General features: G+C 72.1%; 26 protein-coding genes. 8 read left to right on the forward strand and 18 right to left on the reverse strand.

Going from position 1 to position 26098, the window contains the following annotated elements; all coding sequences use genetic code 11:
- Nucleotides 1-228: 228 nt before the first annotated feature.
- On the forward strand, nucleotides 229-594 hold the full coding sequence (locus ABD784_RS05935) for a DUF1844 domain-containing protein (protein WP_344881432.1): 366 nt from the start codon (nucleotides 229-231) through the stop codon (nucleotides 592-594).
- A 94-nt stretch (nucleotides 595-688) separates the two neighbouring features.
- Here ABD784_RS05935 and ABD784_RS05940 read toward each other — a convergent pair whose 3' ends face one another.
- Nucleotides 689-1570 (reverse strand): SseB family protein, encoded by an 882-nt coding sequence (locus ABD784_RS05940; RefSeq protein WP_344881435.1) that lies wholly within the window; start codon nucleotides 1568-1570, stop codon nucleotides 689-691.
- Between the two features lie 54 nt (nucleotides 1571-1624).
- Between ABD784_RS05940 and ABD784_RS05945 the strand changes: the two genes are divergently transcribed.
- The 4 genes from ABD784_RS05945 (at nucleotide 1625) to hutH (ending at nucleotide 7117) form a co-directional block, all read left to right on the forward strand.
- Nucleotides 1625-2449: an IclR family transcriptional regulator gene (locus tag ABD784_RS05945; RefSeq protein WP_425582932.1), complete on the forward strand. Its 825-nt coding sequence runs from the start codon at nucleotides 1625-1627 to the stop codon at nucleotides 2447-2449.
- Nucleotides 2450-2581: 132 nt separating this feature from the next.
- Nucleotides 2582-4276, forward strand: coding sequence for a urocanate hydratase (gene hutU, locus ABD784_RS05950; RefSeq protein ID WP_344881441.1), 1695 nt, complete (start codon nucleotides 2582-2584; stop codon nucleotides 4274-4276).
- The gene (locus ABD784_RS05955) at nucleotides 4273-5511 is read left to right on the forward strand and encodes an amidohydrolase family protein (RefSeq protein WP_344881444.1); all 1239 of its coding nucleotides are present in this window, start codon (nucleotides 4273-4275) and stop codon (nucleotides 5509-5511) included. Before hutU ends, ABD784_RS05955 begins: the two co-directional genes overlap by 4 nt.
- A 40-nt stretch (nucleotides 5512-5551) precedes the next feature.
- Nucleotides 5552-7117 (forward strand): histidine ammonia-lyase, encoded by a 1566-nt coding sequence (gene hutH, locus ABD784_RS05960; RefSeq protein WP_344881447.1) that lies wholly within the window; start codon nucleotides 5552-5554, stop codon nucleotides 7115-7117.
- Between the two features lie 173 nt (nucleotides 7118-7290).
- On the opposite strand, the gene hutG is transcribed toward hutH, so the two are convergent.
- From hutG to ABD784_RS05995, 7 genes are all read right to left on the reverse strand, one after another.
- Complete coding sequence (hutG, locus tag ABD784_RS05965; RefSeq protein WP_344881450.1) at nucleotides 7291-8265, reverse strand: formimidoylglutamase; 975 nt, start codon at nucleotides 8263-8265, stop codon at nucleotides 7291-7293.
- Nucleotides 8266-8384: 119 nt separating this feature from the next.
- Nucleotides 8385-9119, reverse strand: a complete 735-nt coding sequence (gene priA, locus ABD784_RS05970; protein WP_344881453.1) for a bifunctional 1-(5-phosphoribosyl)-5-((5-phosphoribosylamino)methylideneamino)imidazole-4-carboxamide isomerase/phosphoribosylanthranilate isomerase PriA — start codon at nucleotides 9117-9119, stop codon at nucleotides 8385-8387.
- A 35-nt stretch (nucleotides 9120-9154) separates the two neighbouring features.
- Nucleotides 9155-9316 carry a hypothetical protein gene (locus ABD784_RS05975; protein ID WP_344881457.1) on the reverse strand — a complete coding sequence of 54 codons (162 nt, stop codon included), beginning with the start codon at nucleotides 9314-9316 and terminating at the stop codon, nucleotides 9155-9157.
- Complete coding sequence (gene hisH / locus ABD784_RS05980; RefSeq protein ID WP_344881460.1) at nucleotides 9316-9951, reverse strand: imidazole glycerol phosphate synthase subunit HisH; 636 nt, start codon at nucleotides 9949-9951, stop codon at nucleotides 9316-9318. The genes ABD784_RS05975 and hisH overlap by 1 nt, the downstream gene beginning before the upstream one ends.
- A 2-nt stretch (nucleotides 9952-9953) precedes the next feature.
- Nucleotides 9954-10574, reverse strand: a complete 621-nt coding sequence (hisB, locus tag ABD784_RS05985) for an imidazoleglycerol-phosphate dehydratase HisB (RefSeq protein ID WP_344881462.1) — start codon at nucleotides 10572-10574, stop codon at nucleotides 9954-9956.
- A gap of 216 nt (nucleotides 10575-10790) precedes the next feature.
- Complete coding sequence (locus tag ABD784_RS05990) at nucleotides 10791-11891, reverse strand: histidinol-phosphate transaminase (RefSeq protein WP_344881465.1); 1101 nt, start codon at nucleotides 11889-11891, stop codon at nucleotides 10791-10793.
- Nucleotides 11892-11999: 108 nt separating this feature from the next.
- Entirely contained in the window at nucleotides 12000-12350 is a 351-nt protein-coding gene (locus ABD784_RS05995; RefSeq protein WP_344881469.1) for a LysM peptidoglycan-binding domain-containing protein, read from the reverse strand.
- Nucleotides 12351-12643: 293 nt separating this feature from the next.
- On the opposite strand from ABD784_RS05995, the gene lexA reads away from it, so the two are divergent.
- On the forward strand, nucleotides 12644-13360 hold the full coding sequence (gene lexA / locus ABD784_RS06000) for a transcriptional repressor LexA (protein WP_344881472.1): 717 nt from the start codon (nucleotides 12644-12646) through the stop codon (nucleotides 13358-13360).
- A 62-nt stretch (nucleotides 13361-13422) separates the two neighbouring features.
- Here lexA and ABD784_RS06005 read toward each other — a convergent pair whose 3' ends face one another.
- Together ABD784_RS06005 and hflX are read right to left on the reverse strand one after the other, a co-directional pair.
- A complete protein-coding gene (locus tag ABD784_RS06005; protein WP_344881475.1) occupies nucleotides 13423-15438 on the reverse strand; it encodes an ATP-dependent DNA helicase in 2016 nt (671 codons plus the stop codon).
- A 3-nt stretch (nucleotides 15439-15441) separates the two neighbouring features.
- On the reverse strand, nucleotides 15442-17109 hold the full coding sequence (gene hflX / locus ABD784_RS06010; RefSeq protein WP_344881479.1) for a GTPase HflX: 1668 nt from the start codon (nucleotides 17107-17109) through the stop codon (nucleotides 15442-15444).
- Nucleotides 17110-17485: 376 nt separating this feature from the next.
- Here hflX and ABD784_RS06015 point away from each other — a divergent pair, with 376 nt between their 5' ends.
- Nucleotides 17486-18103 (forward strand): class I SAM-dependent methyltransferase, encoded by a 618-nt coding sequence (locus tag ABD784_RS06015; protein ID WP_344881482.1) that lies wholly within the window; start codon nucleotides 17486-17488, stop codon nucleotides 18101-18103.
- A gap of 21 nt (nucleotides 18104-18124) precedes the next feature.
- Here ABD784_RS06015 and dapF read toward each other — a convergent pair whose 3' ends face one another.
- The 6 genes from dapF to ABD784_RS06045 form a co-directional block, all read right to left on the reverse strand.
- A complete protein-coding gene (gene dapF, locus ABD784_RS06020) occupies nucleotides 18125-19051 on the reverse strand; it encodes a diaminopimelate epimerase (RefSeq protein WP_344881484.1) in 927 nt (308 codons plus the stop codon).
- Nucleotides 19048-19995 (reverse strand): tRNA (adenosine(37)-N6)-dimethylallyltransferase MiaA, encoded by a 948-nt coding sequence (miaA, locus tag ABD784_RS06025; RefSeq protein ID WP_344881487.1) that lies wholly within the window; start codon nucleotides 19993-19995, stop codon nucleotides 19048-19050. Before miaA ends, dapF begins: the two co-directional genes overlap by 4 nt.
- A complete protein-coding gene (miaB, locus tag ABD784_RS06030; protein WP_344881490.1) occupies nucleotides 19982-21529 on the reverse strand; it encodes a tRNA (N6-isopentenyl adenosine(37)-C2)-methylthiotransferase MiaB in 1548 nt (515 codons plus the stop codon). Before miaB ends, miaA begins: the two co-directional genes overlap by 14 nt.
- Nucleotides 21526-22284 (reverse strand): regulatory protein RecX, encoded by a 759-nt coding sequence (locus ABD784_RS06035; RefSeq protein ID WP_344881493.1) that lies wholly within the window; start codon nucleotides 22282-22284, stop codon nucleotides 21526-21528. The genes miaB and ABD784_RS06035 overlap by 4 nt, the downstream gene beginning before the upstream one ends.
- Before the next feature lie 327 nt (nucleotides 22285-22611).
- Nucleotides 22612-23661 (reverse strand): recombinase RecA, encoded by a 1050-nt coding sequence (gene recA / locus ABD784_RS06040; RefSeq protein ID WP_344881496.1) that lies wholly within the window; start codon nucleotides 23659-23661, stop codon nucleotides 22612-22614.
- 231 nt (nucleotides 23662-23892) lie between these two features.
- Nucleotides 23893-24114 carry a DUF3046 domain-containing protein gene (locus tag ABD784_RS06045; RefSeq protein ID WP_344881499.1) on the reverse strand — a complete coding sequence of 74 codons (222 nt, stop codon included), beginning with the start codon at nucleotides 24112-24114 and terminating at the stop codon, nucleotides 23893-23895.
- A gap of 104 nt (nucleotides 24115-24218) precedes the next feature.
- On the opposite strand from ABD784_RS06045, the gene ABD784_RS06050 reads away from it, so the two are divergent.
- Entirely contained in the window at nucleotides 24219-24686 is a 468-nt protein-coding gene (locus ABD784_RS06050; protein ID WP_344881502.1) for a MarR family winged helix-turn-helix transcriptional regulator, read from the forward strand.
- Between the two features lie 34 nt (nucleotides 24687-24720).
- On the opposite strand, the gene ABD784_RS06055 is transcribed toward ABD784_RS06050, so the two are convergent.
- Nucleotides 24721-25587 carry a potassium channel family protein gene (locus tag ABD784_RS06055; protein ID WP_344881505.1) on the reverse strand — a complete coding sequence of 289 codons (867 nt, stop codon included), beginning with the start codon at nucleotides 25585-25587 and terminating at the stop codon, nucleotides 24721-24723.
- A gap of 77 nt (nucleotides 25588-25664) precedes the next feature.
- Entirely contained in the window at nucleotides 25665-26093 is a 429-nt protein-coding gene (locus ABD784_RS06060) for a helix-turn-helix domain-containing protein (protein WP_344881508.1), read from the reverse strand.
- Nucleotides 26094-26098: the final 5 nt, after the last annotated feature.

Below are 26098 nucleotides of genomic sequence, written 5' to 3' on the forward strand. Positions count from 1 at the left end.
AGGCGGAGGCCATGAATTCGATTGCCCGCACCCTGGGGAGCGGACCGGGGACGCGAGGTCTCCGGCACCGAATCGACCCGGCGGCCTGTGGCGGTCGCAGCGGGTGGGAGTTGGCCTCCACTTGCATGCTCGATCCGCGCCTCGACGCCCCGTTCCGGCCGCCGAGCGGCTCCGGACCCGTGGCATGCGAATGCACGTTTCAAGTCGGTCTGTGCCAAGCTTAGCAGTATGAGCACCGAAGAAACCAATCCGGCCCACGCCCCCGAGGCCGCGGCCGTCCGCGACATCGCCGAGGTCCCCGCTGTCGAGGTCATCACGACGGCGGCCGTGCACCTCATGAGCGCGGCGGCCGTCAAGTGCGGCCTGGCCGAGGGGCCCGACGCCGAGGAACTCAAGGACCTCGACGAGGCCCGCAAGCTGATCACCGGCCTGGCGGGCCTCATCACCGCAGCCGCACCCGAGGTGGGCAGCCAGCACGCGGCCCCCCTGCGCGACGGCCTGCGCTCGCTCCAGCTGGCCTTCCGCGAGGCCTCCTCGATCCAGGACGCGCCCGGACAGGGCCCCGGCGAGAAGTACACGGGCCCGGTCAACTAGCCGAGCTCTCCCGCACATCGCACCTCCCGGAGGGCAGCCCCGCACAGCGGCGGCCGCCCTCCGGCGCTTCGGCCCCCCGCAGCCCCGGCCGGGCTCAGGCCGAGGCCAGGCGGATCTCGAGCGAGTCGACCGCCTCGGCGAACTCGCGGGTGCCGGACAGCTGCTGCTGCAGCCGCCCCACCACCTCGCGCGCTGCCTCCGGCGGGACCCCCGGGCGGAACGTGACGGTCAGGCGCAGCTCCGGGCCGGAGCCACCGCCGGCGAGGACGGCGCCGCCCCGGCTGCGGCTGGCGACGCCGCTGCCCGGCGACAGCGCCAGGAGCTCGACCGACGGGTCCGCGGACGCGACCCGCTGCACGAGCTCCACGAGACCCTCGTCCCGGTAGCTCGGCGTCCAGGTCCGCTGCTGGGCCAGCGACCACATGGCCGGCCGGCGGACCACGAAGGTGACGTCCGCGCCGGGGTCCACCACGAGGAGCTGGGCCTCCTCCTGCACGGCCGAGAGGGCGGCGCGGGGCGCGAACACGGCCACCGGGCGCGCCTCGGGATGCCAGGCCTGCAGGCCCGACACGGAGCTGAACACGGGCAGCGCCGAGCGGCCGTCCGGGGCCTTGACGGTCACGAGCGCCATGTCCGCCTCCTTGTCCTCGGCGAATCCGTGCTCGCCGATCCCGCCCTCGGCGAGCGAGGCGACGACGGGGACGAAGACCCGGGCCGTCGCGAGGGAGGCGATCACCGCCTCCTCGCTCCCCCGACGGCCCGCCAGGTCGGCCACGGCGGCGGCATAGCCCGCGTCGGCGAGGCCGTCGTCGTCGTCGAAGTTGTGCAGTGGGTTCCCCTCGCCGGAGAGGTCCCGCCCCTCCCAGGGCTGCCCCGCCGAGTCGGCCCGCTCGCCGGCCCGCGCCAGCGCTGCCGCGATGTGGCCGGGCAGATGGCGCTGCGCGCCGCCGTCGGATCCGGGGCTGGTGTCAGTCATGGGCTCCATGTTATCGGCGGCCCCACTTGGCAGTCGGCGTGTCTGGGATACAAGATGGGTAGCGGGCCCGCCACGCGGCCCGTCCCGCCGTCCCGAGGAGTCGCCGTGGCCTCCAAGGTCCCCGCCGCCGAGAACACCCTGCGCATCCTGCGCTGGCTGGCCGAGCGCCACCGCCCGGTGAGCGCGGCGGCGATCGCCCGCGAGCTCGAGCTGCCCCGCTCCAGTGTCTACCACCTGCTGGCCGTCATGGAGGCCCAGGGCTTCGTGGTCCACCTGCCCGAGGAGCACCTCTACGGCCTGGGCGTGAGCGCCTTCGAGCTCTCCAACGCGTACGTCCGCCAGGACCGGCTCGCCCGCCTGGCCGCGCCGATGCTGCGCACTCTCGTCGACGACGTCGGCGAGAGCGCGCACCTGGCCGTGCTCGACGGGCACGAGGTCGTCTACCTCGTCGAGGAGCGGGCCCGGCACCGCCCCAGCCTGGTGACCGACGTCGGCGTCCGCATGCCGGCGCACCTCACCGCGTCCGGACGCTCCATGCTGGCCCGCCTCTCCCCCGCGCAGCTCCGGGCGCTGTACCCGAACCGCCAGTCGTTCGGCACGCGCTCGACGCGCACGCTCATCACCGGCCCGCAGCAGCTCTCCGCCGAGCTGCGCCGGACCCGCGAGCGCGGGTGGGCCGAGGAGGACGGCGACGTCACGGACGACTTCGCCTCGGTGGGCATGGCCGCGCTCGATCACCGCGGCCTGCCCGTGGCCGGCCTGGCGGTGACCTATCTGGCGTACCGGATGGAGCCGGAGCGCCGCGAGCACATCATCGAGCGCCTCCGGCAGACCGCCGATGCGCTGTCCCAGCGCCTGCACGGCCCCCGCACCGTTTAGGCCTGTCTGGAATACCGGACACAGCGTCGGCAACGGCCTCCCGCGCGCCCCGCCCTGCGTGCTCAGATAGACAGGACAGCACTTCCACGGCGTGCGACGACGCACGCCGCCCCCGACGCCGAAGGAATCACCATGGCCCTCCCCGGAGCACGTCCCGTCCGCGCCGACCGCGGCACCGACCTCAGCGCCAAGAGCTGGCAGACCGAGGCGCCGCTGCGCATGCTGATGAACAACCTCGACCCGGAGGTCGCCGAGCGACCCGACGATCTGGTGGTCTACGGCGGCACCGGCCGCGCCGCCCGCTCGTGGGAGGCCTACGACGCGATCGTCGAGACCCTGAAGGACCTCGAGGAGGACGAGACGCTCCTGGTCCAGTCCGGCAAGCCGGTCGGCGTCTTCCGCACCAACGCGTGGGCCCCCCGCGTGCTGATCGCCAACTCGAACCTCGTCGGCGACTGGGCCAACTGGCCCGAGTTCCGCAAGCTCGAGGCCGAGGGCCTGACCATGTACGGCCAGATGACGGCCGGCTCGTGGATCTACATCGCCACCCAGGGCATCCTGCAGGGCACCTACGAGACCTTCGCCGCCGTCGCCACGAAGATGCACGCCGACGGCCGCATCCCCGAGCCGACGCTCGCCGGCACGCTGACCCTGACCGGCGGCTGCGGCGGCATGGGCGGCGCCCAGCCGCTGGCCGTGACCCTCAACGGGGGCGCCTGCCTGATCGTCGACGTCGACGAGACCCGTCTGCGCCGCCGCCAGGCGAAGCGCTACCTGGACGACGTCGAGACCGACCTCGACGCGGCCCTCGCCAAGGTGACGGCCGCGAAGAACGAGCGCCGCGCCCTCTCCGTCGGCTACGTCGGCAACGCCGCCGAGGTCTTCGGCGAGCTGCTGCGCCGCCACCGCGCCGGCGAGATCGCCGTCGACATCGTGACCGACCAGACCTCGGCGCACGATCCGCTGTCCTACCTGCCGACCGAGTACACGGTCGACGAGTGGCAGCGCGAGGCGGAGGCCGACGCGGAGGGCTTCACGAAGAAGTCCCGCGAGGCCATGGCGGCCCAGGTCCGCGCGATGGTCGAGTTCCAGGACGAGGGCGCCGAGGTCTTCGACTACGGCAACTCGATCCGTGACGAGGCCCGCCACGCCGGCTACGAGCGCGCCTTCGAGTTCCCGGGCTTCGTCCCGGCCTACATCCGCCCGCTCTTCTGCGAGGGACTCGGCCCGTTCCGGTGGGTCGCGCTCTCCGGCGACCCGGAGGACATCCGCGTCACCGACGAGGCCATCAAGGAGCTCTTCCCGGAGAACGAGCACCTGCACCGCTGGATCGACGCCGCCCAGGAGCACGTGGAGTTCGAGGGCCTGCCGGCGCGCATCTGCTGGCTCGGCTACGGCGAGCGCCACCGCGCCGGCCTGCTGTTCAACCAGCTGGTCGCCGAGGGCAAGGTCTCCGCGCCGATCGTCATCGGCCGCGACCACCTGGACTCCGGCTCCGTCGCCTCGCCGTACCGCGAGACCGAGGCCATGAAGGACGGTTCCGACGCGATCGCCGACTGGCCGCTGCTCAACGCCCTGACGGCCACCTCCTCCGGCGCCACCTGGGTCTCGATCCACCACGGCGGCGGCGTCGGCATCGGCCGCTCCATCCACGCCGGCCAGGTCGGCGTCGCCGACGGCACCGAGCTGGCCGCGGCCAAGCTGACGGCGCTGCTGACCAACGACCCCGGCATGGGCGTCATCCGCCACGTCGACGCGGGGTACGACCGCGCCGTCGAGGTCGCCGCCGAGCGCGGCGTCCGGATCCCGATGCGCGAGACGCGATGAGCCGCTCCACCCTGCTGACCGGTCTCTCCGAGCTGACGACGGTCGACGACGCGCTGGGCACCCTGCGCGACGCCGCCGTCGTCGTCGAGGACGGCCTCTTCGCGTGGGTGGGCCCGGCCGCGGAGGCCCCGGCCTGCGACGACGCGGTGGACCTCGGGGGCCGCGCCGCCCTGCCCGGGTGGGTCGACTCCCACAGCCACCTCGTGTTCGACGGCGACCGCGCCGCGGAGTTCGAGGCCCGGATGGCGGGTCAGGCGTACGCGGCCGGCGGCATCGGCGTCACCACCTCGGCCACGCGCGCGGCCGACGACGAGCGCCTCCGCGGGCTCGTCGCCGGCCGCGTGGCCGAGGCGGTCGCCGGCGGCACCACCTACCTGGAGACCAAGACCGGGTACGGCCTGACCGTGCACGACGAGGAGCGCAGCGCCCGGATCGCCGCCGCGTCGGCGGACGAGGCGACCTACCTGGGCGCGCACCTGGTGCCCGCCGGCGCCGATGCCGAGGAGTACACCGAGCTGGTGTGCGGGCCGATGCTGGACGCCGTCGCGCCGCACGTCCGGTGGGCGGATGTGTTCTGCGACCGCGGGGCCTTCACACCCGAGCAGACGCGGCGCGTGCTGGAGGCCTGCCGGGCCGCCGGCCTGGGCCTGCGCCTGCACGGCAACCAGCTCGAGCAGGGGGCCGGCGCGGCGCTGGCCGTCGAGTTCGGCGCCGCCTCGGTGGACCACCTGAACTTCCTCTCCGACGACGACGTGGCGGCCCTGGCGGCCTCGGGCACGGACGCCTCCGGGCGCCGTCGCCCGGGCCACGAGACGGTGGCGACGGTCCTGCCGGCGTGCGACCTCTCCACGCGGGCGCCGCTGGCGCCGGCGCGGCGACTGCTCGATGCCGGCGCCACCGTGGCGCTGGCCTCGAACTGCAACCCGGGGACCTCCTACACCTCGTCGATGAACTTCTGCGTGGGCACCGCCGTCCTCCAGATGCACCTCAGCCTCGAGGAGGCCCTCCGGGCGGCGACGCTCGGCGGGGCCCGCGCGCTGCGCCGCGACGCCGAGTCCCTGGCCGCCGGCACCAGGCCGCGGCCCGTGGCCGGCGAGGCGCCGATCGGCCGCGTCGCCGTCGGGCACCGGGCCGACCTCCACGTGCTGGACGCCCCCGCCGCGATCCATCTGGCCTACCGGCCCGGCATGCCCCTGACCCACGCGGTCTGGCGAGCCGGCGTCCGCGCACGGTGACCACCCACCACCAGACTTCCGACCACCACCGAAGGACATCATGACCGAGAACCCCACCGTCATCCTCTCGACGCACGGCGCCACGCGCGCCGACGTCGTCGCCGTCGCCCGCCGCGACGCGCGCATCGAGATCGCGCCCGAGGCCCTCGCCGAGGTCGCCAGCGTGCGCGCCCACATCGAGAACCTGGCCCACGCCGAGACGCCCGTCTACGGGATCTCGACCGGCTTCGGCGCCCTGGCCACGCGCCACATCCCCACCGACCAGCGCGTGCAGCTGCAGAAGTCCCTGGTCCGCTCGCACGCCGCCGGCAGCGGCGACCCGGTCGAGCGCGAGGTCGTCCGTGCGCTGATGTTCCTGCGCGCGAAGACCCTCGCCTCCGGCCGCACCGGTGTCCGCCCCGTGGTCCTGGAGACCATGGTGGGCCTGCTCAACGCCGGCATCACCCCGATCGTGCGCGAGTACGGCTCGCTCGGCTGCTCCGGCGACCTGGCCCCGCTCTCCCACTGCGCCCTGGTGCTGATGGGCGAGGGCGAGGCCACGGACCGCGACGGCGTCCAGCGTCCCGTCCCCGAGCTCTTCGCCGAGGCCGGCCTCACGCCGGTCACCCTCGAGGAGAAGGAGGGCCTGGCCCTCATCAACGGCACCGACGGCATGCTCGGCCAGCTGATCCTAGCCATCGAGGACCTCGAGGAGCTGCTGACGACGGCGGACATCACCGCCGCCATGTCGGTGGAGGCCCTCCTGGGCACCGACCAGGTGTTCCGCCCGGAGCTGCACCTGCCGCTGCGCCCGCACCCGGGCCAGGCCGCCAGCGCCTCCAACATGTTCCGCGTGCTCGCCGACTCGCCGATCGTGGCGAGCCACCGCGAGGGCGACACCCGCGTGCAGGACGCGTACTCGCTGCGCTGCTCGCCGCAGGTCGCCGGAGGCGCCCGCGACACGGTCGCCCACGCCGCCCTGGTCGCGGAGCGCGAGCTCGCCGCCTCGATCGACAACCCCGTGGTCCTGCCGGACGGCACCGTCACCTCCAACGGCAACTTCCACGGCGCCCCGGTCGCCTACGTGCTGGACTTCCTCTCCGTGGTCTCGGCCGACGTCGCCTCCATCGCGGAGCGCCGCACCGACCGCCTGCTCGACCCGGCCCGCTCCCATGGACTGCCGCCGTTCCTGGCGGACGATCCGGGCGTGGACTCCGGCCTGATGATCGCCCAGTACACGCAGGCGGCCCTGGTCTCGGAGAACAAGCGCCTCGCGGTCCCCGCCTCCGTGGACTCCATCCCGTCCTCGGCCATGCAGGAGGACCATGTCTCCCTCGGCTGGCACGCGGCCCGCAAGCTGCGCACCTCGGTGGACAACCTGCGGCGCGTCCTGGCCATCGAGCTGGTCGCCTCGGCCCGCGGCCTCGACCTGCGCTCGCCGCTGACCCCGGGGCCGGCCACCGGCGCCGTTCTGGCGGCCCTACGCGAGCGCGTCGCCGGCCCGGGCCCGGACCGCTTCCTCTCCCCCGACCTGCTCGCCGCCGAGCAGCTGGTCGCCGAGGGCGTCGTCCGTGCCCGCGCCGAGTCGGCGACCGGCCCGCTGGACGGCAGCCTGCCCGCAGCCTGATCACGCCGCCGGGGCGCTCCCCTCCGGGAGCGTCGCGGCCCAGCCGCCCCGGGGCTGGACAGACCAGACCCGGGCAGACCAGACCCGGCAGACAAGAGGAGCCCTGCGACCGAGTGGTCGCAGGGCTCCTCTGTCCTCTGCCCAGGCGTCTGCGCGGCAGCCGGCCGTCGCGCCTATCCGTCGGCGGCCAGGACCTCGTGCACCACGTCGTCGATGAGGCGCGCAGCGGAACGCGCGGTGCGCGCGTCGACGTCGTACTCGGGGTTGAGCTCGACGACGTCGAAGACGGCCAGCTTGCCGGTGCGGGCCGCCGCCAAGGCAGCGGCCCGGATCACATCGTAGGGGACCCCGTAGCCGGCCGGCGCGCTGACGCCCGGCGCGACGGCGGCCGGGAGCACGTCGAGGTCGATGGTCAGGTACAGGACGTCCACGTCGGCGGCGAAGCCCTCCACCCAGGCCTGGACCTCTGCGCGGCCCTGGCTGTCCTCGTCGAGCAGGTAGCGCACGCCGAGGCGTTCGGCGGTGTCGAAGAGGGTCCGCGTGTTGTTCGGCCGGCTGATGCCGACGACCCCGTACTGGAACCCGCGGCCGGCGGCGGACTCGTCGTCGGCGATCTGCAGGAACGGAGTCCCGGAGCTCGGCCGGGGATCCTGTCGCAGATCGAAGTGCGCGTCCAGGTTGAGGATCCCGAGCCGGGGTGCACCGTCCCCGTCGAGCAGGCCGGAGGAGGCCAGGCCGAGGTAGGTGCCGTAGGCGGTCTCGTGCCCGCCGCCGAGGATGGTGACGAATCGGCCGTCGCGCAGGTGCGCGGAGACCGAATCGCCCAGACGCCGCTGCCCGGCCTCCAGGTCGTCGCCCCGGACCACCACGTCGCCGGCGTCGTGGACCGACCCTGCCTCCGCCCGGAAGGCGAGCGAGCCGAGCGCGGTGCGCAGGGCGGCGGGGGCCCCGGCGGCGCCGACGCGGCCGCGGTTGCGGGCCACGCCCGCGTCGCACGCGAAGCCGATCAGGGAGGCGCGGGCGGCGGCCGGGGCACTCTCGGCGGGGGCCGCGGCGGTGCTGACCGCCTGGTGCCACCGCCGGTGCTCGGGGCCGTCTCCGTCGTTGCGGCCGGCCCAGTGCGGGGATGCGAAGTCGGATGTGCTCATGGAACCATCTAATCGCGCCGGCGGGCCCGGTGCACGGCCGGGGACCCGACGGGTCTCCGGGATCTCAGACGGGCCGGACGGGCGCACGGGTCAGACGGGCCGGGGCACCGGCTCGGGGCCTAGCGGCGGCCCGCGACGTCCAGGGCCTCCGGCAGGGTGAACTTGCCGGCGTAGAGCGCCTTGCCCATGATGGCTCCCTCGACGCCGAGGGGCACCAGCTCGCGCAGCGCCCGCAGGTCGTCGAGGCTCGAGATGCCACCGGAGGCGACCACGGGCTTGTCGGTGCGCTCGCACATCTGCTGCAGGAGCTCGACGTTCGGTCCGCGCAGCGTCCCGTCCTTGGTCACGTCCGTGACGACGTACCGGGCGCACCCGGCGTCCTCGAGCCGCTGCAGGACCTCCCAGAGGTCACCGCCCTCCTGGGTCCAGCCGCGGGCGGCCAGCGTGGTGCCGCGCACGTCGAGTCCCACGGCGATCTGGTCGCCGTGGCGCTCGATGACGCGGGCGGTCCACTCCGGGTTCTCCAGCGCCGCCGTGCCGAGGTTGACGCGGGTGGCGCCGAACTCCAGCGCCCGCTCCAGTGACTCGTCGTCGCGGATGCCCCCGGAGAGCTCAACCTTGATGCTCAGCTCGTCGGCCACACGGCGGAGGATCTCGGTGTTGTGCCCGCGGCCGAACGCGGCGTCGAGGTCCACCAGGTGGATCCACTCGGCACCGTCGTTCTGCCAGGCCAGGGCCGCCTCGAGGGGATCGCCGTAGCCGGTCTCGCTGCCCGCCTCGCCCTGGACCAGGCGCACGGCCTGCCCATCGGCGACGTCGACGGCCGGCAGGAGCTCAAGGATGTCGTTGCTCATTCGTGGTTTCCTCTTCGATCGGGGGACTCGGGGCGTCAGCTGGAGAGCTCGAGGGTCAGGACGTAGGCGGCCAGCAGCGCGAGCCCGGCGAGCACCCAGCAGGTGATGATCCAGGACTTGTGGGCCTTCTGCTGGCGCAGCGAGATGGCGCCGCCGGCCAGGATGCCGCCGAGGGCCATGAGCAGGATGGAGTACATCAGAGGGTCCCGAGCCAGTTCTTCAGGAGCTGCAGGCCGGCATCGCCCGACTTCTCCGGGTGGAACTGGACGGCGGAGAGCGGCCCGTTCTCGACGCCGGCGATGAACCGGGTGCCGTGCGTGGACCAGGTGACCTGCGGCGGCCGCATCTTCGGCTGGGTGACGTCGAACTCCCACTTCTGCACGCCGTAGGAGTGCACGAAGTAGAACCGCTCGTCCTCGATCCCGTCGAAGAGCACCGTGTCCGCCGGGGTCTCCACGGTGTTCCAGCCCATGTGCGGGACGACGTCGGCCTGGAGCCGCTCGACGGTACCCGGCCACTCCCCCATGCCGGCGGTCCGGACGCCGTGCTCGACGCCCTCGTCGAAGAAGATCTGGTGGCCCACGCAGATGCCGAGCACCGGGCGGCCGCCGGCGACCCGGCGGCCGATCTTCTGCAGCCCGCCGACCTTCTTCAGAGCATCCATGACCGCGGCGAAGGCCCCGACGCCGGGCACCAGGAGGCCGTCCGCCTCGGAGACGTCCCTGGCGTCGCTGCTGAGAGTGACGTCCGCTCCGACGTGCTCGAGCGCGCGGACCGCCGACCGGATGTTCCCGGAGCCGTAGTCCAGGACGGTGACGCGGGGGGATGCCATGGCTAGAGCGCTCCCTTCGTGGAGGGGATCTCGCCGCCCAGACGGGCGTCCGGCTCCACGGCTTCGCGCAGTGCACGGGCGAACGCCTTGAACTGCGCCTCGACGATGTGGTGCGGGTCCCGCCCGCCGAGCACGCGCATGTGCATGCAGATCTGGGCGTGCAGGGTCAGGGCCTCGAACACGTGGCGGGTGAGCGAGCCCGTGAAGTGGCCGCCGATGAGGTGGTACTCCTGTCCGGCCGGCTCGCCGTCGTGCACGAGGTACGGCCGACCGGAGATGTCGACGACGGCGTGCGCGAGGGCTTCGTCCAAGGGGACCGTCGCCTCGCCGAACCGGCGGATCCCCGCCTTGTTGCCCAGGGCCGTGCGAAGCACCTCGCCGATGGTGATGGCGACGTCCTCGACGGTGTGGTGCACGTCGATGTGGGTATCGCCGGAGGCCTCGACTGTGAGGTCGATCATCGAGTGCCGGGCGAGCGCGGTCAGCATGTGGTCGTAGAAGGGAACCGTCGTCTCGATGCGGGCGACGCCCGTCCCGTCGAGGTCGAGCTCGACGTAGACGGAGGACTCGCTGGTCTTGCGCTCCATGCGTGCGCGGCGGCCGGAGATCAGTTCAGCAGACATCTGGTTCCTTGCGTATCGGGACCGCGGCACGGGCCGCGGTCGGTGGAGCCGGTCCGGGCCCCTCGGTGTCAGGGTGCCGGTGTCTCCGCCGGTTGGTACTGGACGAACGGTGGGGCTGCCGTGCAGCCGGCTCGCGTCCAAGTCTATCGGTGGCCTGCCAGCCAGACGGGCCTGTGACGGCGCCCTCGAAGGGGCAGGCAGCCCGGCTGCGGTGGCTCAAGCGGCGAGCAGGGCCTCGAGCTCGGTGAGGAAGGCCGTGGTCTCGGCCTCGGTGCCGGCGGTCACCCGCAGGTGCCCGGGAATGCCGACGTCGCGGACGAGGACGCCGCGGTCAACGAGCCGCCGCCACAGCGCCGGTGCGTCGTCGAGGCCCCCGAAGAAGACGAAGTTCGAATCGCTCGACGCGGGCTGCAGGCCGAGTCGGGTCAGCTCGGAGACGATCCGGTCGCGCTGCCGCTTGATGTCCTCCACGTTGGCCAGGAGGGCCCCCACGTGCTTGAGGGCGGCGATGGCCGTCGCCTGCGTCACGGCCGAGAGGTGGTACGGGAGCCGTACGAGTCGCAGGGCCGCCGTGACCTCCTGCGCGGCGGCGAGGTAGCCCAGACGTGCGCCGGCGAGGGCGAAGGCCTTGCTCATGGTGCGGCTGACGATCAGCCGCGGACGGCCGGGGAGCAACTCGAGGGCGGACGGCGTGCCCTCGTGTCGGAACTCCGCGTAGGCCTCGTCCACGACGACGACCGTCCGGCTGGCCTCGCCCGCGGCGTAGACCGCCTCGACGACATCGAGCCCGAGCGCCGTGCCGGTGGGGTTGTTGGGCGAGCAGAGGAAGACGACGCTCGGGGCCTTCTCGCGGACCTGCCGGGCGGCGGACTCGGCGGTCAGCTCGAATCCGGCTCCCCGCTCGCCGGCGATGTAGGCGGTATCCGTGCCGCTCGCCAGGAGGGGGTACATGGAGTAGGTGGGCGGGAAGCTGAGCAGCGACCGGCCCGGACCGCCGAAGGCCTGCAGGATCTGCTGGAGGATCTCGTTGGAGCCGTTGGCGGCCCAGACCTGGTCCTCGGTCACCCCGTGACCGAGGAAGCCCGCCAGCCGCTGGCGAAGCTCGACGAACTCGCGGTCGGGGTACCGGTTCAGGCCCTGGGCTGCGGCGAAGACCTCGTCGGTGATGGCCCGCGCGACCTCGGCGGGCATGGGATGCGTGTTCTCGTTGACGTTCAGCTGGATGGGCACATCGAGCTGCGGCGCGCCGTAGGGCTGCAGGCCGCGGAGGTTCTCTCGAAGGGGAAGCTGGTTCATGCGCGCTAGGACATCACTCACCGCGACAGTCTAGAACCCGGCCGGGCCGGCGCTGAATAGACTGCGTCCGGAGGTAACAAACGTCACCGCCGGCTCCTGCCGACGGATCGGCAGCGCGGGCCGCCGGTACTAGTCGGCGACGGGAAGGTAGATTTCCTGGCCCGCGTGCACCGTGTTGCCCGGGAGGTCGTTCAGCTCGACGATCTCGTCGACGACGATCCGCGGGTCCGCGCCGGGGACGAACTCGAGCGCGAGGCTCCAGAGCGTGTCGCCCTCCAGGGCTGTCACCGACTCGTACTGGACCGGCGAGGCGTCGCCGCTCCCGGCCGCGCTGACCGGCGCCGTCCAGAGGCCGAGGAGCATCAGCCCCGCCGCCGCGACGAGCAAGAGGGGCAGCCCGATGAGGACGAAGCGTCCTCGGCGGGTCAGCCGGAGCGGTGCCTCGGTGGCTGCCTGATTCGCCAGTGCCATCGTGGTCATGGTGTACCTCCCGTGAGCGGCCCGCCTGCGGGGGCCGCCAGTCTTCTGCGGTGTCGGTGTTCGAATCGAAAGTGCGACTCGAACATGTCTTCGAACTCTGCTGATCCATGTTTAGCACCCTTGAGCGATGGTTGTCGAGACACGTTCGAACAAACCTTTGAATCCGCGCGTCCCGCCACTAGGGTTGAAGCAGTGGTTCGTAGAGCTACTGCACCAGTCAGGTCCCACAGATTAGAGACGCCGGAACCCGCCGCAGCAGGGAGCGGGCACCGAGAAACAGCAAGGATGTACAGATGGCCGCGACGGAAACCTCCAAGCCACGCCGGGATCAGAAGAGCCTGACCCTGCGGCAGCGCAAGATCCTCGAGACCATCCAGCGCTCCATCGCGGCGCACGGCTACCCGCCGTCCATGCGCGAGATCGGAGACACCGTGGGACTGGCGAGTCTCTCGAGCGTGACCCACCAGCTGTCGCAGCTGGAGAAGCTCGGCTACCTCCGACGCGATCCGCGGCGCCCGCGGGCCATGGAGATCCTGCAGCCCCTGACGCTATCGGAGACGCCGGCGGAGACTCCCGACGGGCCCGGGCTGACCGCGGTCGGCGGGCTGCCGGTCTCGGAGCTGACGAGCGCCGTCGACACGGCCATGGTGCCCCTGGTCGGGCGGATCGCCGCAGGTGGACCGATCCTGGCCGAGCAGACGGTGGAGGACGTCGTCCCGCTGCCTCGCCAGCTCGTCGGGCAGGGCGAGCTGTTCATGCTGAAGGTCAGCGGCGACTCGATGGTGGATGCGGCCATCTGCGACGGAGACTGGGTGGTCGTCCGCCGTCAGAGCTCTGCGGACAACGGCGACATCGTCGCGGCCCTCCTGGACGACGAGGCGACGGTCAAGACGTTCCGCCAGCGGGACGGCCACACCTGGCTGCTGCCGCAGAACCGGCAGTACGAGCCGATCCTGGGCGACCACGCGACCATCATGGGCAAGGTCGTCTCGGTGCTCCGCTCCCTCTGAGCGAGCAGTTCGCGGAGTTGGAGAGCGGTGCGGGCCCCTGGCCCGCACCGCTCTTTCCGTCCCTACGCCTGGGCGGTCGCCGTCTCGGAGAGCCGGCGCAGCGCGCCGAGGACCGTGGGCTTGTCGACGGTGGGCCACATGGGTGGCAGCGACGAACGCAGGAAGGCGCCGTAGCGCTCCGTCGCGAGGCGCGAGTCGAGCACCGCCACCACGCCCCGGTCTTCGGCGGAGCGGATCAGGCGGCCTGCCCCCTGGGCCAGCCTGACTGCCGCGTGCGTGGCGGAGACCGCCATGAACCCGTTGCCGCCACGCTGGGCGATGTCGCGGCTGCGCGCCGTCGAGAGGGGGTCGTCAGGCCGCGGGAACGGGATCCGGTCGATGATGACGAGCCGACAGGAGGCCCCCGGGACGTCGACGCCCTGCCAGAGCGTCATGGTGCCGAAGAGGCACGTGTCCGGCTCCTCGGCGAATTGCTGCACCAGGGCGGACATCCCCGACTCCCCCTGGCAGAGGATCTTCTCGCTGACCCTCTCCCGCAGGACCTCGGCCGCCTCCTCAGCAGCGCGTTTGGAGGAGAAGAGGACGAGCGCGCCACCGCCGGAGGCATGGATCAGATCGGCGATCTCGTCGAGAGCCTCGCGGGAGACCAGGCGACCCGGCTTCGGCAGGTGCTTGGCGACGTAGAGCACTCCCTGTCTCGGGTAGTCGAACGGGCTCCCCACGTCGATTCCCTCCCAGCTGGGAGCGCCCTCCCCCATGAGCCCCAGGTCACCGGCGACATGGTCGAAGGCGGCCCCGACGGCGAGGGTCGCCGAGGTGAGGACGATCGTGCGTCCGTCGAAGAGTCCCTCGCGGAGCTTGCCCGCCACCGAGAGCGGTGCGATGTACAGCGTCGCCGGCGTCGAGTCGTCCGGTTGGACGTACCCCTGGCCGGGGACATAGCCACCGGGGCGCGACGCCCAGACGACCTCGCGACTCTCGTGGGAGTTCAGCAGCCGGTCCCCGATCTCGACCAGATACGACAGCTGCGAACGGGCCATCTGCTTGGCGCCATCGGCCTGCTCGTTGGGTTCCGGCTTCGAGTCCGAGAGCGCCACACGGGCGGCATCGGCGACCTGTTCCACGGCCGCCGCCTGCTCCTCGGAGATTCCCTTGGGCAGCAGTCCGGCGGGTATCCCCGTCACCGACTTTTCGAGGGCTTTGGCCGCCTGGGTCAGCGCGTCCACGCTGACTCGGCAGTGCTTGCGGGCGGCACTTGCGGCCGTGAGGACCATGGTGCCGGAGAGCTCGCGTGTCACAGAGCCCGTCACCCGGTCCTGCAGCTCGTGCGCCTCGTCGATGACGACCGTATCGAAATCGGGCAGGACCGCGAGTCCGTCGAACGCAGAGATGGCCAGCATCGCGTGGTTGGTGATGACCAGGTCGGCCTCGGCGGCCCGCGCGCGGGCCAGTTCGCTGAAGCACTCCTCCGCCATGGGGCACCGCTGGGCTCCGAGGCAGTCCCGTGCGGAGACGGAGACCTGCCGCCATGCCTGGTCGGGGACGCCGGGGACGAGGTCGTCACGATCGCCCGTCTCGGTCTCCTCGGCCCACTCGCGCAGTCGCACGACCTCGCGCCCGAGCTGGGTTGCGGGCCCGGCGTTGGCCTGCTGCCTCGAGGCGCCGTCCTCCGTCAGGGCGAAGAGCGCGCCCTCGTCGTCGTCCGGGTAGCCCCCGCCGAGCTTGTACTTGCAGACGTAGTTGCCGCGGCCCTTGGCGATGGCGACCTCCATCGGGCGGGGCAGTTCCTCCTCCAGGTGGGTCAGCAGCCGGGGGACGTCCCGACCCACGATCTGCGCTTGGAGCGCGAGCGTCGCCGTCGACACGATCACGGGCTTATCCGCGTCGACTGCATGGAGCAGTGCGGGGACGAGGTACGCCAGCGACTTGCCGGTGCCCGTGCCGGCCTGCACGAGGAGGTGCTTGCCGGTGCCGAACGACTCGGCGACGTGCTTGGCCATCTCCTGCTGGCCGGTCCGGCTGGTGCCGCCCATCTTGGCGACGGCAGTCTCCAGGAGTTCGAGAACCTCGTGGGACATCGGCTACTGCGCCGCGGGGTCGTCGTCGCCGCGGTCCACCCGGTAGGGCTCGAGCTCGGGCGCGAGGGACTCGCGGACCTTGACCTGCAGGCGCGTTCCGGACTCCTCGTGCTCGGTCGAGAGGATCTCCGCGTCATTGGCATGGAGCCGGTTGACCACCTCGCCGTGGCTGTACGGGACCAAGAGCTCCATGAGGACATTCGGCCGCGGGATCCGCCGCGAGATCACCTCGATCAGCTCGTCGATGCCGGCGCCGGTGCGGGCGGAGACCACCACCGTGTTCGGCTCGCGCTGGCGCACCCGCTCGATCACGAAGGGGTCGGCGGCGTCGGCCTTGTTCAGGACGATGACCTCGGGCACCAGGTGCGCGTCGACCTCGCGCAAGACCTCCCGCACGGCGCGGATCTGGCTCTCCGGGTCCGGATGGGAGGCGTCGACGACGTGCAGGATGAGATCCGAGTCGGCGACCTCCTCGAGGGTGGACCGGAAGGCCTCGATCAGCTGCGTGGGCAGCGACCGGACGAAACCGACGGTGTCGGCGAGCGTGAAGCCCACGCCGTCCGGCGTCTGCGCCTTGCGGACCGTCGGGTCGAGGGTCGCGAAGAGCGCGTTCTCCACGAGGACCCCGGCGTTGGTCAGCCGGTTCAGGAGCGACGACTTGCCGGCGTTGGTGTAGCCGGCGATGGCGACCGCCGGGACGGTGTTTCGCTTGCGGTTGGCGCGCTTGGCCTCCCGGGCGGGCTTCATGGCGGCGATCTCGCGACGCAGTTTGGACATCCGGCTGCGGATGCGGCGGCGGTCCAGTTCGATCTTCGTCTCGCCGGGGCCGCGGGAGCCGATGCCGCCTCCTGCGGCACCGACCCGGCCGCCGGCCTGTCGCGACATCGATTCGCCCCAGCCGCGGAGCCGGGGCAGCAGGTACTCGAGCTGCGCCAGCTCGACCTGGGCCTTGCCCTCGCGGCTCTTGGCGTGCTGCGCGAAGATGTCGAGGATCAGCGCGGTCCGGTCGATCACCTTGACCTTCACGATGTCCTCGAGCCCGCGACGCTGCGAGGGCGCGAGCTCGGAGTCGACGACGACCGTGTCGGCCCCGGTCGCCGCGACGATGTCGCGTAGCTCCGCGGCCTTGCCGGAGCCGAGGAAGGTGCCGGCGTCCGGCTTGAGACGACGCTGGATGACGCCGTCGAGGACCTCGGAGCCGGCCGTCTCGGCGAGGGCCGCCAGTTCGCGCAACGAGTTCTCCGCGTCCTCGGACGTTCCCTCGGACCAGACGCCGGCGAGGACGACGCGCTCGAGGCGCAGCTGCCGGTACTCGACCTCGGTGACGTCCTCGAGCTCGGTCGAGAGCCCTGCCACGCGGCGGAGGGCGCGGCGATCGGCCAGGTCCTGCTGCTCGCCGTCATGCTCGCCGTGCTCGGTCGCGAGGTCCGAGAGCTCGCGGGCGCGGCCGTCGAGTCCGCGTCGACTGGGCGCCGGGGACGCGGCCGGCCCGGCCTCCGTGCTGAGGATGCGGTCGATGACCGATTTGATCTCGGCGTCTGCGCGTTCGGCGGCCGTCGGCTCGCTGTGGCCCTGCGTCGTGCCCGTCTCGACCCGCGGCTCGGCGGATTCCTGGGAGTCGGGGGTCTCCGGCGAGCTGGAGGACGGTTCGGGGTGCTTTTGGTTGGTCATATTTCCTTTGCAATGACTGGTACATCAAGGATAGTCGCCGCCACCGGTGAATTGGAGCCCAGGCTCTCAGCCGAGGGCGAAGCCCAGCGGCGGCGAAGGTTGCGGTCGGGCCGCACGACCCGAGGCGGCGCCGGGCGAAGGAGAGGCCCCGGCGGGGCGCTGCGCCCTGGGAGACGGGGCGGGGCCCTGGGAGCGCGGCTGGGCCCACGGGGCGGCTGCGGGCGAGCCGACGCGCAGCGGGCTGGGCCGGACACGGGTCCGGGGCAGCCGGGAGCGCGCTCGGACGGGCACGATCAGGCGCGGAGAAGAGTCATAGAGAAAACCCTATCACTTGTCGATTCGCCCGCGTGCGCCGGCAGAGAATAATCTTCCAACCATGGGTTCGGAGCATTATTTCAGCGCGCAGCCGGCGACCCCGGAGAAGCGCAAGACCATCAGCGTCGTCCTGGGCGGCTCCGAGCATCGCGTCCAGACGGCCGGGGGCATCTTCAGCCCGGACGGGATCGACAAGGGCACCGCCGTGCTCCTCTCGGAGGTCCCAGCCCCGGCGCCCACGGGGCACCTGCTCGACATCGGTTGCGGCTGGGGCCCGATCGCGCTCACCATGGCTCTGGCCTCCCCGGAGGCGACCGTGCACGCGGTGGACGTCAACGAGCGCTCCCTGGGTCTGACCCGGGACAACGCCGCCGCCCTCGGCCTGCGCAACCTCAGCGCCGGTCTCCCGGAGTCGATCCCGGCCGACACGGTGTTCGACACGATCTGGTCCAACCCGCCCATCCGGATCGGCAAGGAGGCGCTGCACGAGCTGCTGCTGACCTGGCTGCCCCGGCTCACCCCGGGTGGATCCGCCTGGCTGGTGGTGCAGAAGAACCTCGGCGCCGACTCGCTGCTCACGTGGCTCCGCGGGAGCCTGCCGGACGACTGGGACGTCGAGCGCTTCTCCACCGCCAAGTCGTTCCGCATCCTGCGGGTCTCCCGCCCCGACGGCGCCTGAGGCCGTCCGCGGCGGGCAGCGTCAGCCGATGACCCCGTGCGCGACGACGGCGGCCGGCCCCGAGAGCTCCACGCGCTCCTCGCCCTCGGTGCCGGTCAAGAACTTGACCGCGACCACTCCGCCCGGCACCTCGACGTCCCATCGCTCCGCCGGGACGCCCCCGGCCCAGTGCCGCGTCGCGACTACGGCAGCGCACGCGCCGGTGCCGCAGGACTGCGTCTCGCCGACGCCGCGCTCGTGGATGCGGATCCTGATCCGCCCGACGCCCTCCTGCACCAGCGGCTCCGCGGGCAGGACGTACTCGACGTTGGTCCCGTGCGGCGGCAGCGGCTCGACGACGGGAACGTCGTGGAGCCGGGCGCGATCGAGCTCCTCGGCGTCGGACAGCGCGACGACGGTGTGCGGGTTGCCCATGTCGACGCTCAGGCCGGGGCGCCCGGCCTCGATGCCGCCCGTCTCCACCAGCGAGTCCAGGGCGCGCTCGGCCGCCTTCCCGGGGAAAGTGAACCTCCAGGTCCCCATGTCGACGGCGTAGCCGTTGTCGCTGCGCGTGACGCGCTTCAGCCCCGCGCGCGTCCCGACCGCCAGGACCTCGCCGTCGTTCAGCTCGGTCAGCCCCTGGTCCAGCAGGAAGTGCACGAACACGCGCACGCCGTTGCCGCACATCTCGGCGATCGAGCCGTCCGAGTTGCGGTAGTCCATGAACCACTCGGCCTCGGGGTGGGCGGCGGCGAGCCCGGCGGCCTCGGGGACGTCGCGTGTCCGGACGGCGCGGATGAGGCCGTCGCCGCCGATCCCCTGATGACGGTCGCAGAGCGCGGCGACGTGGGCGGCGGTCAGCTCGTGGCGCGCCTCCGGATCCGCGACGAGGACGAAGTCGTTGCCGGTGCCGTGCCCCTTGGCGAACGGCAGGCCGGCGAGATCGGTCAGGAGTGCGGCGGCAGTCATGGTTCCAGCGTAGTCGGTGCCTGCCCGACGGCGTCGAGTGCATCGGCCACCAGCCGGGGGTCGCGGGGGTCCTGCCAGACGACCCGGGGGTCGGCTCGGAACCACGTGACCTGCCGCCGGGCGAACTGCCGCGTCGCGACGACCGTGGCGTGGGCAGCGGCCCGCTCGTCGAGGCGGCCGTCGAGGACCCCGAGGAACTGGGCGTAGCCGATAGCGCGCGAGGCCGTTCTGCCCTCGCGGAGACCGGCCGCCTCCAGGCGCCGCACCTCGTCGAGCAGACCGCCGGCCACCATCGCGTCGACGCGCCGGGCCAGACGCGCATGGAGTTCTGGCCGATCGACGTCGAGCCCGATCTGCAGACTCGGGCGCACGTAGCGTCGCTGCGGCATGAAGGAGCTAAACGGCCTGCCGGTCAGCTCCTGCACCTCGAGGGCGCGGACGAGGCGGCGCTCGTCGCCGACGCGTTCGGCCGAGGCCGGATCGACGGCGGCGAGGCGCCGGCGGAGGGCGGCCTCCCCGTCGCTGCGCAGCTCCTCCTCGAGCCGCCGCCGAACGGTCGGATCGGTGGGCGGGAACTCGAGGGCGTCCAGGGCGGCGCGCACGTACAGGCCGGAGCCCCCGACGAGGACGGGATAGCGGCCTCGTGAGGCGATGTCGTCGAAGGCCGCTCGAGCGTCCCGCTGGAAGCGCGCGACGCTGGCCTCCTCCGTGACGTCCATGATGTCCAGGAGGTGGTGCGGGATGCCGCGGCGCTCCCCGACCGGCATCTTGGCCGTGCCGATGTCCATGCCCCGGTAGAACTGCAGGGCGTCGGCGTTGACGATCTCGCCGTCGAGCCGTTCAGCGAGTGCGACGGCGAGGTCCGACTTCCCGGTGCCCGTGGGGCCGACGACCGCGATGATCGGCCGCGGCCGGGCGGCCCCGGGGGCCTCAGCTGCCGGCACGGCCGGGGATCGCCGGCATGCCCAGCGAGACGCCCTTGCCGCCTGCGGCCGGGGACTGCGCCGGGACTCCGCAGGACTCGGCCTGTGCGCGGTCCCAGGCGTCCCCGGCGCGTGAGCGCCGCAGCCGGTACTGCTCCGGGCCCGCCGGGTCGGCGAGCAGGTGGAAGGATGCGGCCGCCGTGACGGGGACGGTCACGAAGTCGCCGGGCCGCGGCGCCTCGGCGCCCTCCGGCACGGAGAAGTGCACGAGGCGCTGGTCGGGGGCCCGCCCGGAGAGACGATGCGTCTCGCTGGACTTCCGCCCGGACTGCGCGGTGACGAGCAGTTCCACGGTCCGGCCGATCTGCGCGCGGTTCTCCTCCGCGCTGATCCGGTCCTGCAGGGCGATGAGCCGCTCGTAGCGCTCCTGCACCACGGCCTTGGGCAGCTGGTCCGCGAGCTCCGCGGCGGGGGTGCCGGGGCGCTTGGAGTACTGGAACGTGAAGGCGCTGGAGAAGCGGGACAGCTCGACGACGTCGAGGGTGGCCTGGAAGTCCTCCTCTGTCTCGCCGGGGAAGCCCACGATGATGTCCGTGGTGACGGCGGCCCGGGGCATGCGCTCCCGCACCTTGTCGAGGATGCCGAGGAACTTCTTGGACCGGTAGGAGCGCCGCATGTCCTTGAGCACCCGGTCGGAGCCCGACTGCAGGGGCATGTGCAGCTGTGGCATCACGTTGTGCGTCTCCGCCATGGCGTCGATGACGTCGTCGGTGAAGGACGCGGGGTGCGGGCTGGTGAAGCGGACGCGCTCGAGGCCGTCGATCTCGCCGCACGCGCGCAGCAGCTTGCCGAAGGCGAGACGGTCGCCGAACTCGACGCCGTAGGTGTTCACGTTCTGCCCGAGCAGGGTGACCTCGACGGCCCCGTCCGCGACGAGGGCCTGGATCTCCGCGAGGATGTCCCCGGGCCGACGGTCGCGCTCCTTGCCGCGGAGCGCCGGGACGATGCAGAAGGTGCAGGTGTTGTTGCAGCCGACGGAGATCGAGACCCAGCCGGAGTAGACGTTGTCCCGCTTGGTCGGCAGCGTCGAGGGGAAGACCTCGAGGGACTCGAGGATCTCCAGTTGCGCCTCTTTGTTGTGGCGGGCCCGCTCGAGCAGGGTCGGCAGCGAGCCGACGTTGTGGGTGCCGAAGACGACGTCGACCCAGGGCGCCTTCTCGAGGATCGTCTCGCGGTCCTTCTGTGCAAGGCAGCCGCCGACAGCGATCTGCATCCCGGGCCGCTTCTCCTTCACCGGAGCCAGGATGCCGAGATTCCCGTAGAGCTTGTTGTCGGCGTTCTCGCGGACGGCGCAGGTGTTGAAGACGACGACGTCCGCGGGCTCGGAGCCGTTCTCGGCCCGAACGAGACCGGCTCTCTCGAGCAGGCCCGAGAGCCGCTCGGAGTCGTGGACGTTCATCTGGCATCCGAAGGTCCGCACCTCGTAGGTGCGCGATTCGGCGGCGTCCGCGGTGGATGCGTCGGGGGCTGCGATCGAGGCGGTTGTCAGACTCACCCGTCTAGGGTATCGAACTCAGCTGGTTCGTCGTCCTCGCCGGCTGCCGCGAGGGCCTCGTTGACGACTCCGAAGGCGATGCCCCCTCCATAGCCCTTGCGGGCCAGCATGGAGACGAGACGGCGAACCGTCTTGTCGCGTGGCTCCCCCGGCCTGCGGACGCGCAGCTTCTTGTCGACCAGCTCTCGGGCCGCCGCGCGCTGGTCATCCTCGCTCAACTGGTCGAGGGCCTCGGCGATGTACTCCGGGTCGACGCCGCGCTGGAGGAGTTCGCGTCGCAGCGCGCTGGCGGCGAGTCTGCGCGTGGCCGACCGGGTCCTGACCCACATCATCGCGAACTCGCGGTCGTCGATGAGACCGAGCTCCTCGAACCGGTCCAGGAGCGCGTCGGCGGTCCCCTGCGGGACATCGCCGGCGGCGAGCTTCTCCGCGAGCTGCTGGCGCGTGCGGGCGACCATGGAGAGCTGGCGCAGCACGATGGCCCGGGCCTTGGCCTCGGTCTCCTCCGGCGTCTCCTCGGCGCTGTCCGCCCCGGAGCCCTCGCCCCCTGCCCGAGTGCGGCCGCGCCTGCTGTTGCCCGCCGCGAAGGGGTCCGCCGGCTCCGCTCCCGCCGGGCTGCCCCAGCCGGGCGTCGGCCCGGCGGATGCCTCCGGCTCCTCGCCGGAAGCGTCGTCCGCGGGGTCCCCGCTCGCGGACTGCGCCGCCGCGGCGGCGAACCAGTCGGGCGGTTCGAGTCCCCGCGTCGCCTCGAGCACCCAGGCCGGCGTGCTATCCGTGGCGGCGCTTGGGCCCCCCTCGTCGCTCCCTCGCTGATTCGTTCGACGGCTCGAGCGCTTGGCGCTCGTGGTGCCGGTCCTCCGGGAGCGTCCGGCTGGGTCGCGGCGCGTTGAACCGGCCGACGACCCCGCCTTGCGGGCCCGGGACTCGGTCGCACCCGTCCCATCGCCGGCGTCAGTCAGGCCGGACCAGTCTTGCGGAGAACCTGACGGCATCGTCGTGGCCTTTCGATCGGCTCGGGGTGGGCAGTCGACGGAGACGACGGAGCGCAGCGGGAACCGGGTTCCCGCTGCGCTCCGTGGACTCTAGTCGTCGTCGCCGACGGCCCGGAGAGTCGTCTCCTCCTCGGGCTGCGCCACAACGCCGACACCGAGCTTCTCCTTGATGCGGCGCTCGATCTCGACCGCCAGATCCGGGTTGTCACGCAGGAAGCGGCGCGCATTCTCCTTGCCCTGCCCCAGCTGGTCGCCGTCGCAGGTGAACCAGGCGCCCGACTTCTTGACGATCCCGTGCTCCACGCCCATGTCGATCAGGCTGCCCTCGCGCGAGATGCCGACCCCGTACAGGATGTCGAACTCGGCCTGCCGGAAGGGGGGCGCCATCTTGTTCTTGACGATCTTGGCACGGGTGCGGTTGCCGACCGGGTTCGTCCCCTCCTTGAGCGTCTCGATCCGTCGGATGTCGATGCGCACGGAGGCGTAGAACTTCAGGGCCTTGCCGCCCGTGGTGGTCTCCGGGCTGCCGAAGAACACACCGATCTTCTCGCGAAGCTGGTTGATGAAGATGGCGGTGGTCTTCGTCTGGCTGAGCCGGCCGGCGATCTTGCGGAGCGCCTGGCTCATCAGCCGAGCCTGGAGGCCGACGTGGCTGTCGCCCATCTCGCCCTCGATCTCGGCGCGCGGAACGAGTGCGGCGACGGAGTCGATGACCACGACGTCGAGCGAGCCCGAACCGACCAGCATGTCCATGATCTCCAGGGCCTGCTCACCGGTGTCCGGCTGGGAGACGAGGAGTGCGTCGGTGTCGACACCGAGCTTCTTGGCGTACTCGGGGTCCAGAGCGTGCTCGGCGTCGATGAATGCAGCGATGCCGCCATTCCGCTGCGCGTTGGCCACGGCGTGAAGCGCGACGGTGGTCTTGCCCGAGGACTCCGGGCCGTAGATCTCGACGACACGTCCCCGCGGGAGGCCACCGATGCCCAGCGCGACGTCCAGCGCGATGGAGCCGGTCGAGATGGTCTCGATCGGTGCGCGGACGTCGTCGCCCAAGCGCATGATCGAGCCCTTGCCGTACTGCTTGTCGATCTGCGCGAGAGCGGACTCAAGCGCCTTCTCGCGATCCATTGCTGGTGCCATGATTCACCTCAAGTTGTTCTGGCCTGCGCGGCGTTTTCCATTGGGCCCCACGCTAGACGCCGTCACCCACAGTATGGGTCCGACGGCCGCGTCCTGTGGAGAAGTCGCGCCGTGGACTGGGAAGTTCACTGGACTCAAGCCTACCGCCGACCGAACACATTTTCGAATGCCGGCCGCGGCGTGTCGTCACCCGTGTTCGAACGTGCGGCGTGCGCCGAGCGGCGTCGGTTCTCAGCGCGGTGGCTTGACGTCTCGGCCGAGCCGTCGGGACTGCGGGACCTCCTGCATCTCGCAGATCGCCAGCCAGACCTCGCGGGGATCGCTGCCATCCCGCAGGGCCCGGGCAGCCGTCCGACCGCCGAAGCCGGGGAGCACGAGGTCGTCGGCCAGGACGTGGGCGTAGCCTGCCCCGAACTCGTCTTCCATGAGCCGCCAGAAATCGCTGTTTCGCACGCGGACATTGTGGCACGCGCCAGGGGCCGCCGATCTCCACGGCAGGGCCGGCGCGGGCACGGCTCGGCCCGCGCCGGCCCGGCCTGCGCCCTAGGATTGGGGCCATGAGTTCGCACCAGGCCACTCCCGACCGCCACGAGGCCATCAACGCCATGGAGGAGCAGCTCAGCCTCCTGTGGCGGCGCTCCCGGGCCATCGGCAACAAGGTCGCCCGCAGCGTTCACCCCGACATGGAGCCCGGCGCCTACGGGTTGCTCCGCGCCCTGCAGCGCCGGGGATCGGTGCGCCTGACCGACCTGGCGGCCGAGATCGGCGTGGGCAAGCCGACCGTCAGCCGGCAGGTCTCGATGCTGGAGACCATCGGCGTCGTCAGCAAGGAGGTCGATCCGAGCGATGGGCGGGCCCAGACGATCTCGCTCACGGCCGCCGGTGCCGAGCAGCTCGCAGCGGCCCAGCAGGCACGGCGGCAGGTCTTCCACAGCCTCCTGGAGGACTGGGAGGACGGCGAGCTGGCCGAGTTCGCCGGGCTCCTCGCCAAGCTGAACCGCACCTACCAGAAGGACCAGTGGTGACGGCGCCCGGGCCCGGTCGGCGCCGCGGCGTCGGTCAGATCCGCGCGGTGCTGGCCGCGTAGGCAGCGAAGACGTCGTCGGTGGTCGCGGCGGAGCGGAAGAACTCGCTGCGCAGGATCTCGGCGAGCTCGTCGAGCGCATAGGCGAGTCGCCGCTCCCCCAGGCGCACCGCGGGCTCCGGGCGCGGTCGCGCGGCTTGGCGGATGCTGAGGGCGCACGGCAGCCCCCGGGCCAGCGAGAGCTCGGTGCGCGCCTCCTGGAAGTAGAACCCCTCGGGATGCTGGGCGAAGTCCACCCGGACACGGCCGATCTCGTCGGCCAGCCCCTCGAGCAGCCGCGCGAGGCCGTCCGCGTCGAGGTCGGCGACGGCGTCGGCCGCCCCGGCCGCGTCCAGCCCGGCCAGCTTGACGGCCAGGGACCGGCGACGGGACAGCGGTGGGTAGATCTGCGTGAACCAGGTGAGTGCGGCCGTCAGGACGGCGAACCCGCTGAGGGCCTCGAGCGGGGCGACGGCCTGGAGCCACGGGTCCACGGGCACCACGTCTCCGTAGCCCAGCGTGGAGAGGGTCACCACGGACACGTAGACCGCATCGGCGAAGCCGGAGTAGTCGCTGGGGACGAGACCGCTGCCGACGACGAATCCCTCCGGCAGGTGCGGCAGGTACACCAGCGCCCAGCCCACCGCGATGAGCAGGACCCACAGGCAGATCACGGCCACCATGGCGACCGGCCCCACCGCCGAGCCGAAGCGGTGCCCGGCCGCCTTGGAGAGCCGCCAGACGCCACGGAGCACGAGCCGGCTCGTCCGCCCCTGCCCGGACGGCCGGAGCAGCGTCTGGAACATGTCCACGGCCCCGAACAGCACGAGGGCGGCGCCTGCGACCGTGCAGACCAGATCCATTCCGTCGGCTCCTCCCGGAGACGCGAGCGGCCCTCCCGCTGCGAGCAGGAGGGCCGTCGTCATTGATTCGTGGGGGTCTAGGACACCATGGGCTGCGGCGACTTCGGCCACTCCGGAGCGAGGTTCTTGCCGAATTCGTTCGTCAGCTCGCTCGGGACCGTGTCCGGCACGCCGACGCCCTCGGCGATGGCGACGCGGTCGCTGACCTCGCGGAGCATCAGCGCGAGCGGGACGTCGAGCGCACCGCAGATGGACGACAGGAGCTCGGACGACGCTTCCTTCTGGCCGCGTTCGACCTCCGACAGGTAGCCCAGGGAGACACGAGCGTTGTGCGACACTTCGCGGAGGGTGCGTCCCTGCCGCTGACGGAAGTCCCGCAGGACCTCGCCGATCTCGTGGCGTAGGACAACCATGTTGCGCTCCTTGTGGTCTCGACGATCTTCTTCTGCCGTGCCCACGTCACGCCAACGGACGACGCCGTTGATGGTGATGGGCTGCTTGACCATTGGTA

It is taken from the genome of Zhihengliuella alba (genome assembly GCF_039538765.1).
Lineage (GTDB): Bacteria > Actinomycetota > Actinomycetes > Actinomycetales > Micrococcaceae > Zhihengliuella > Zhihengliuella alba.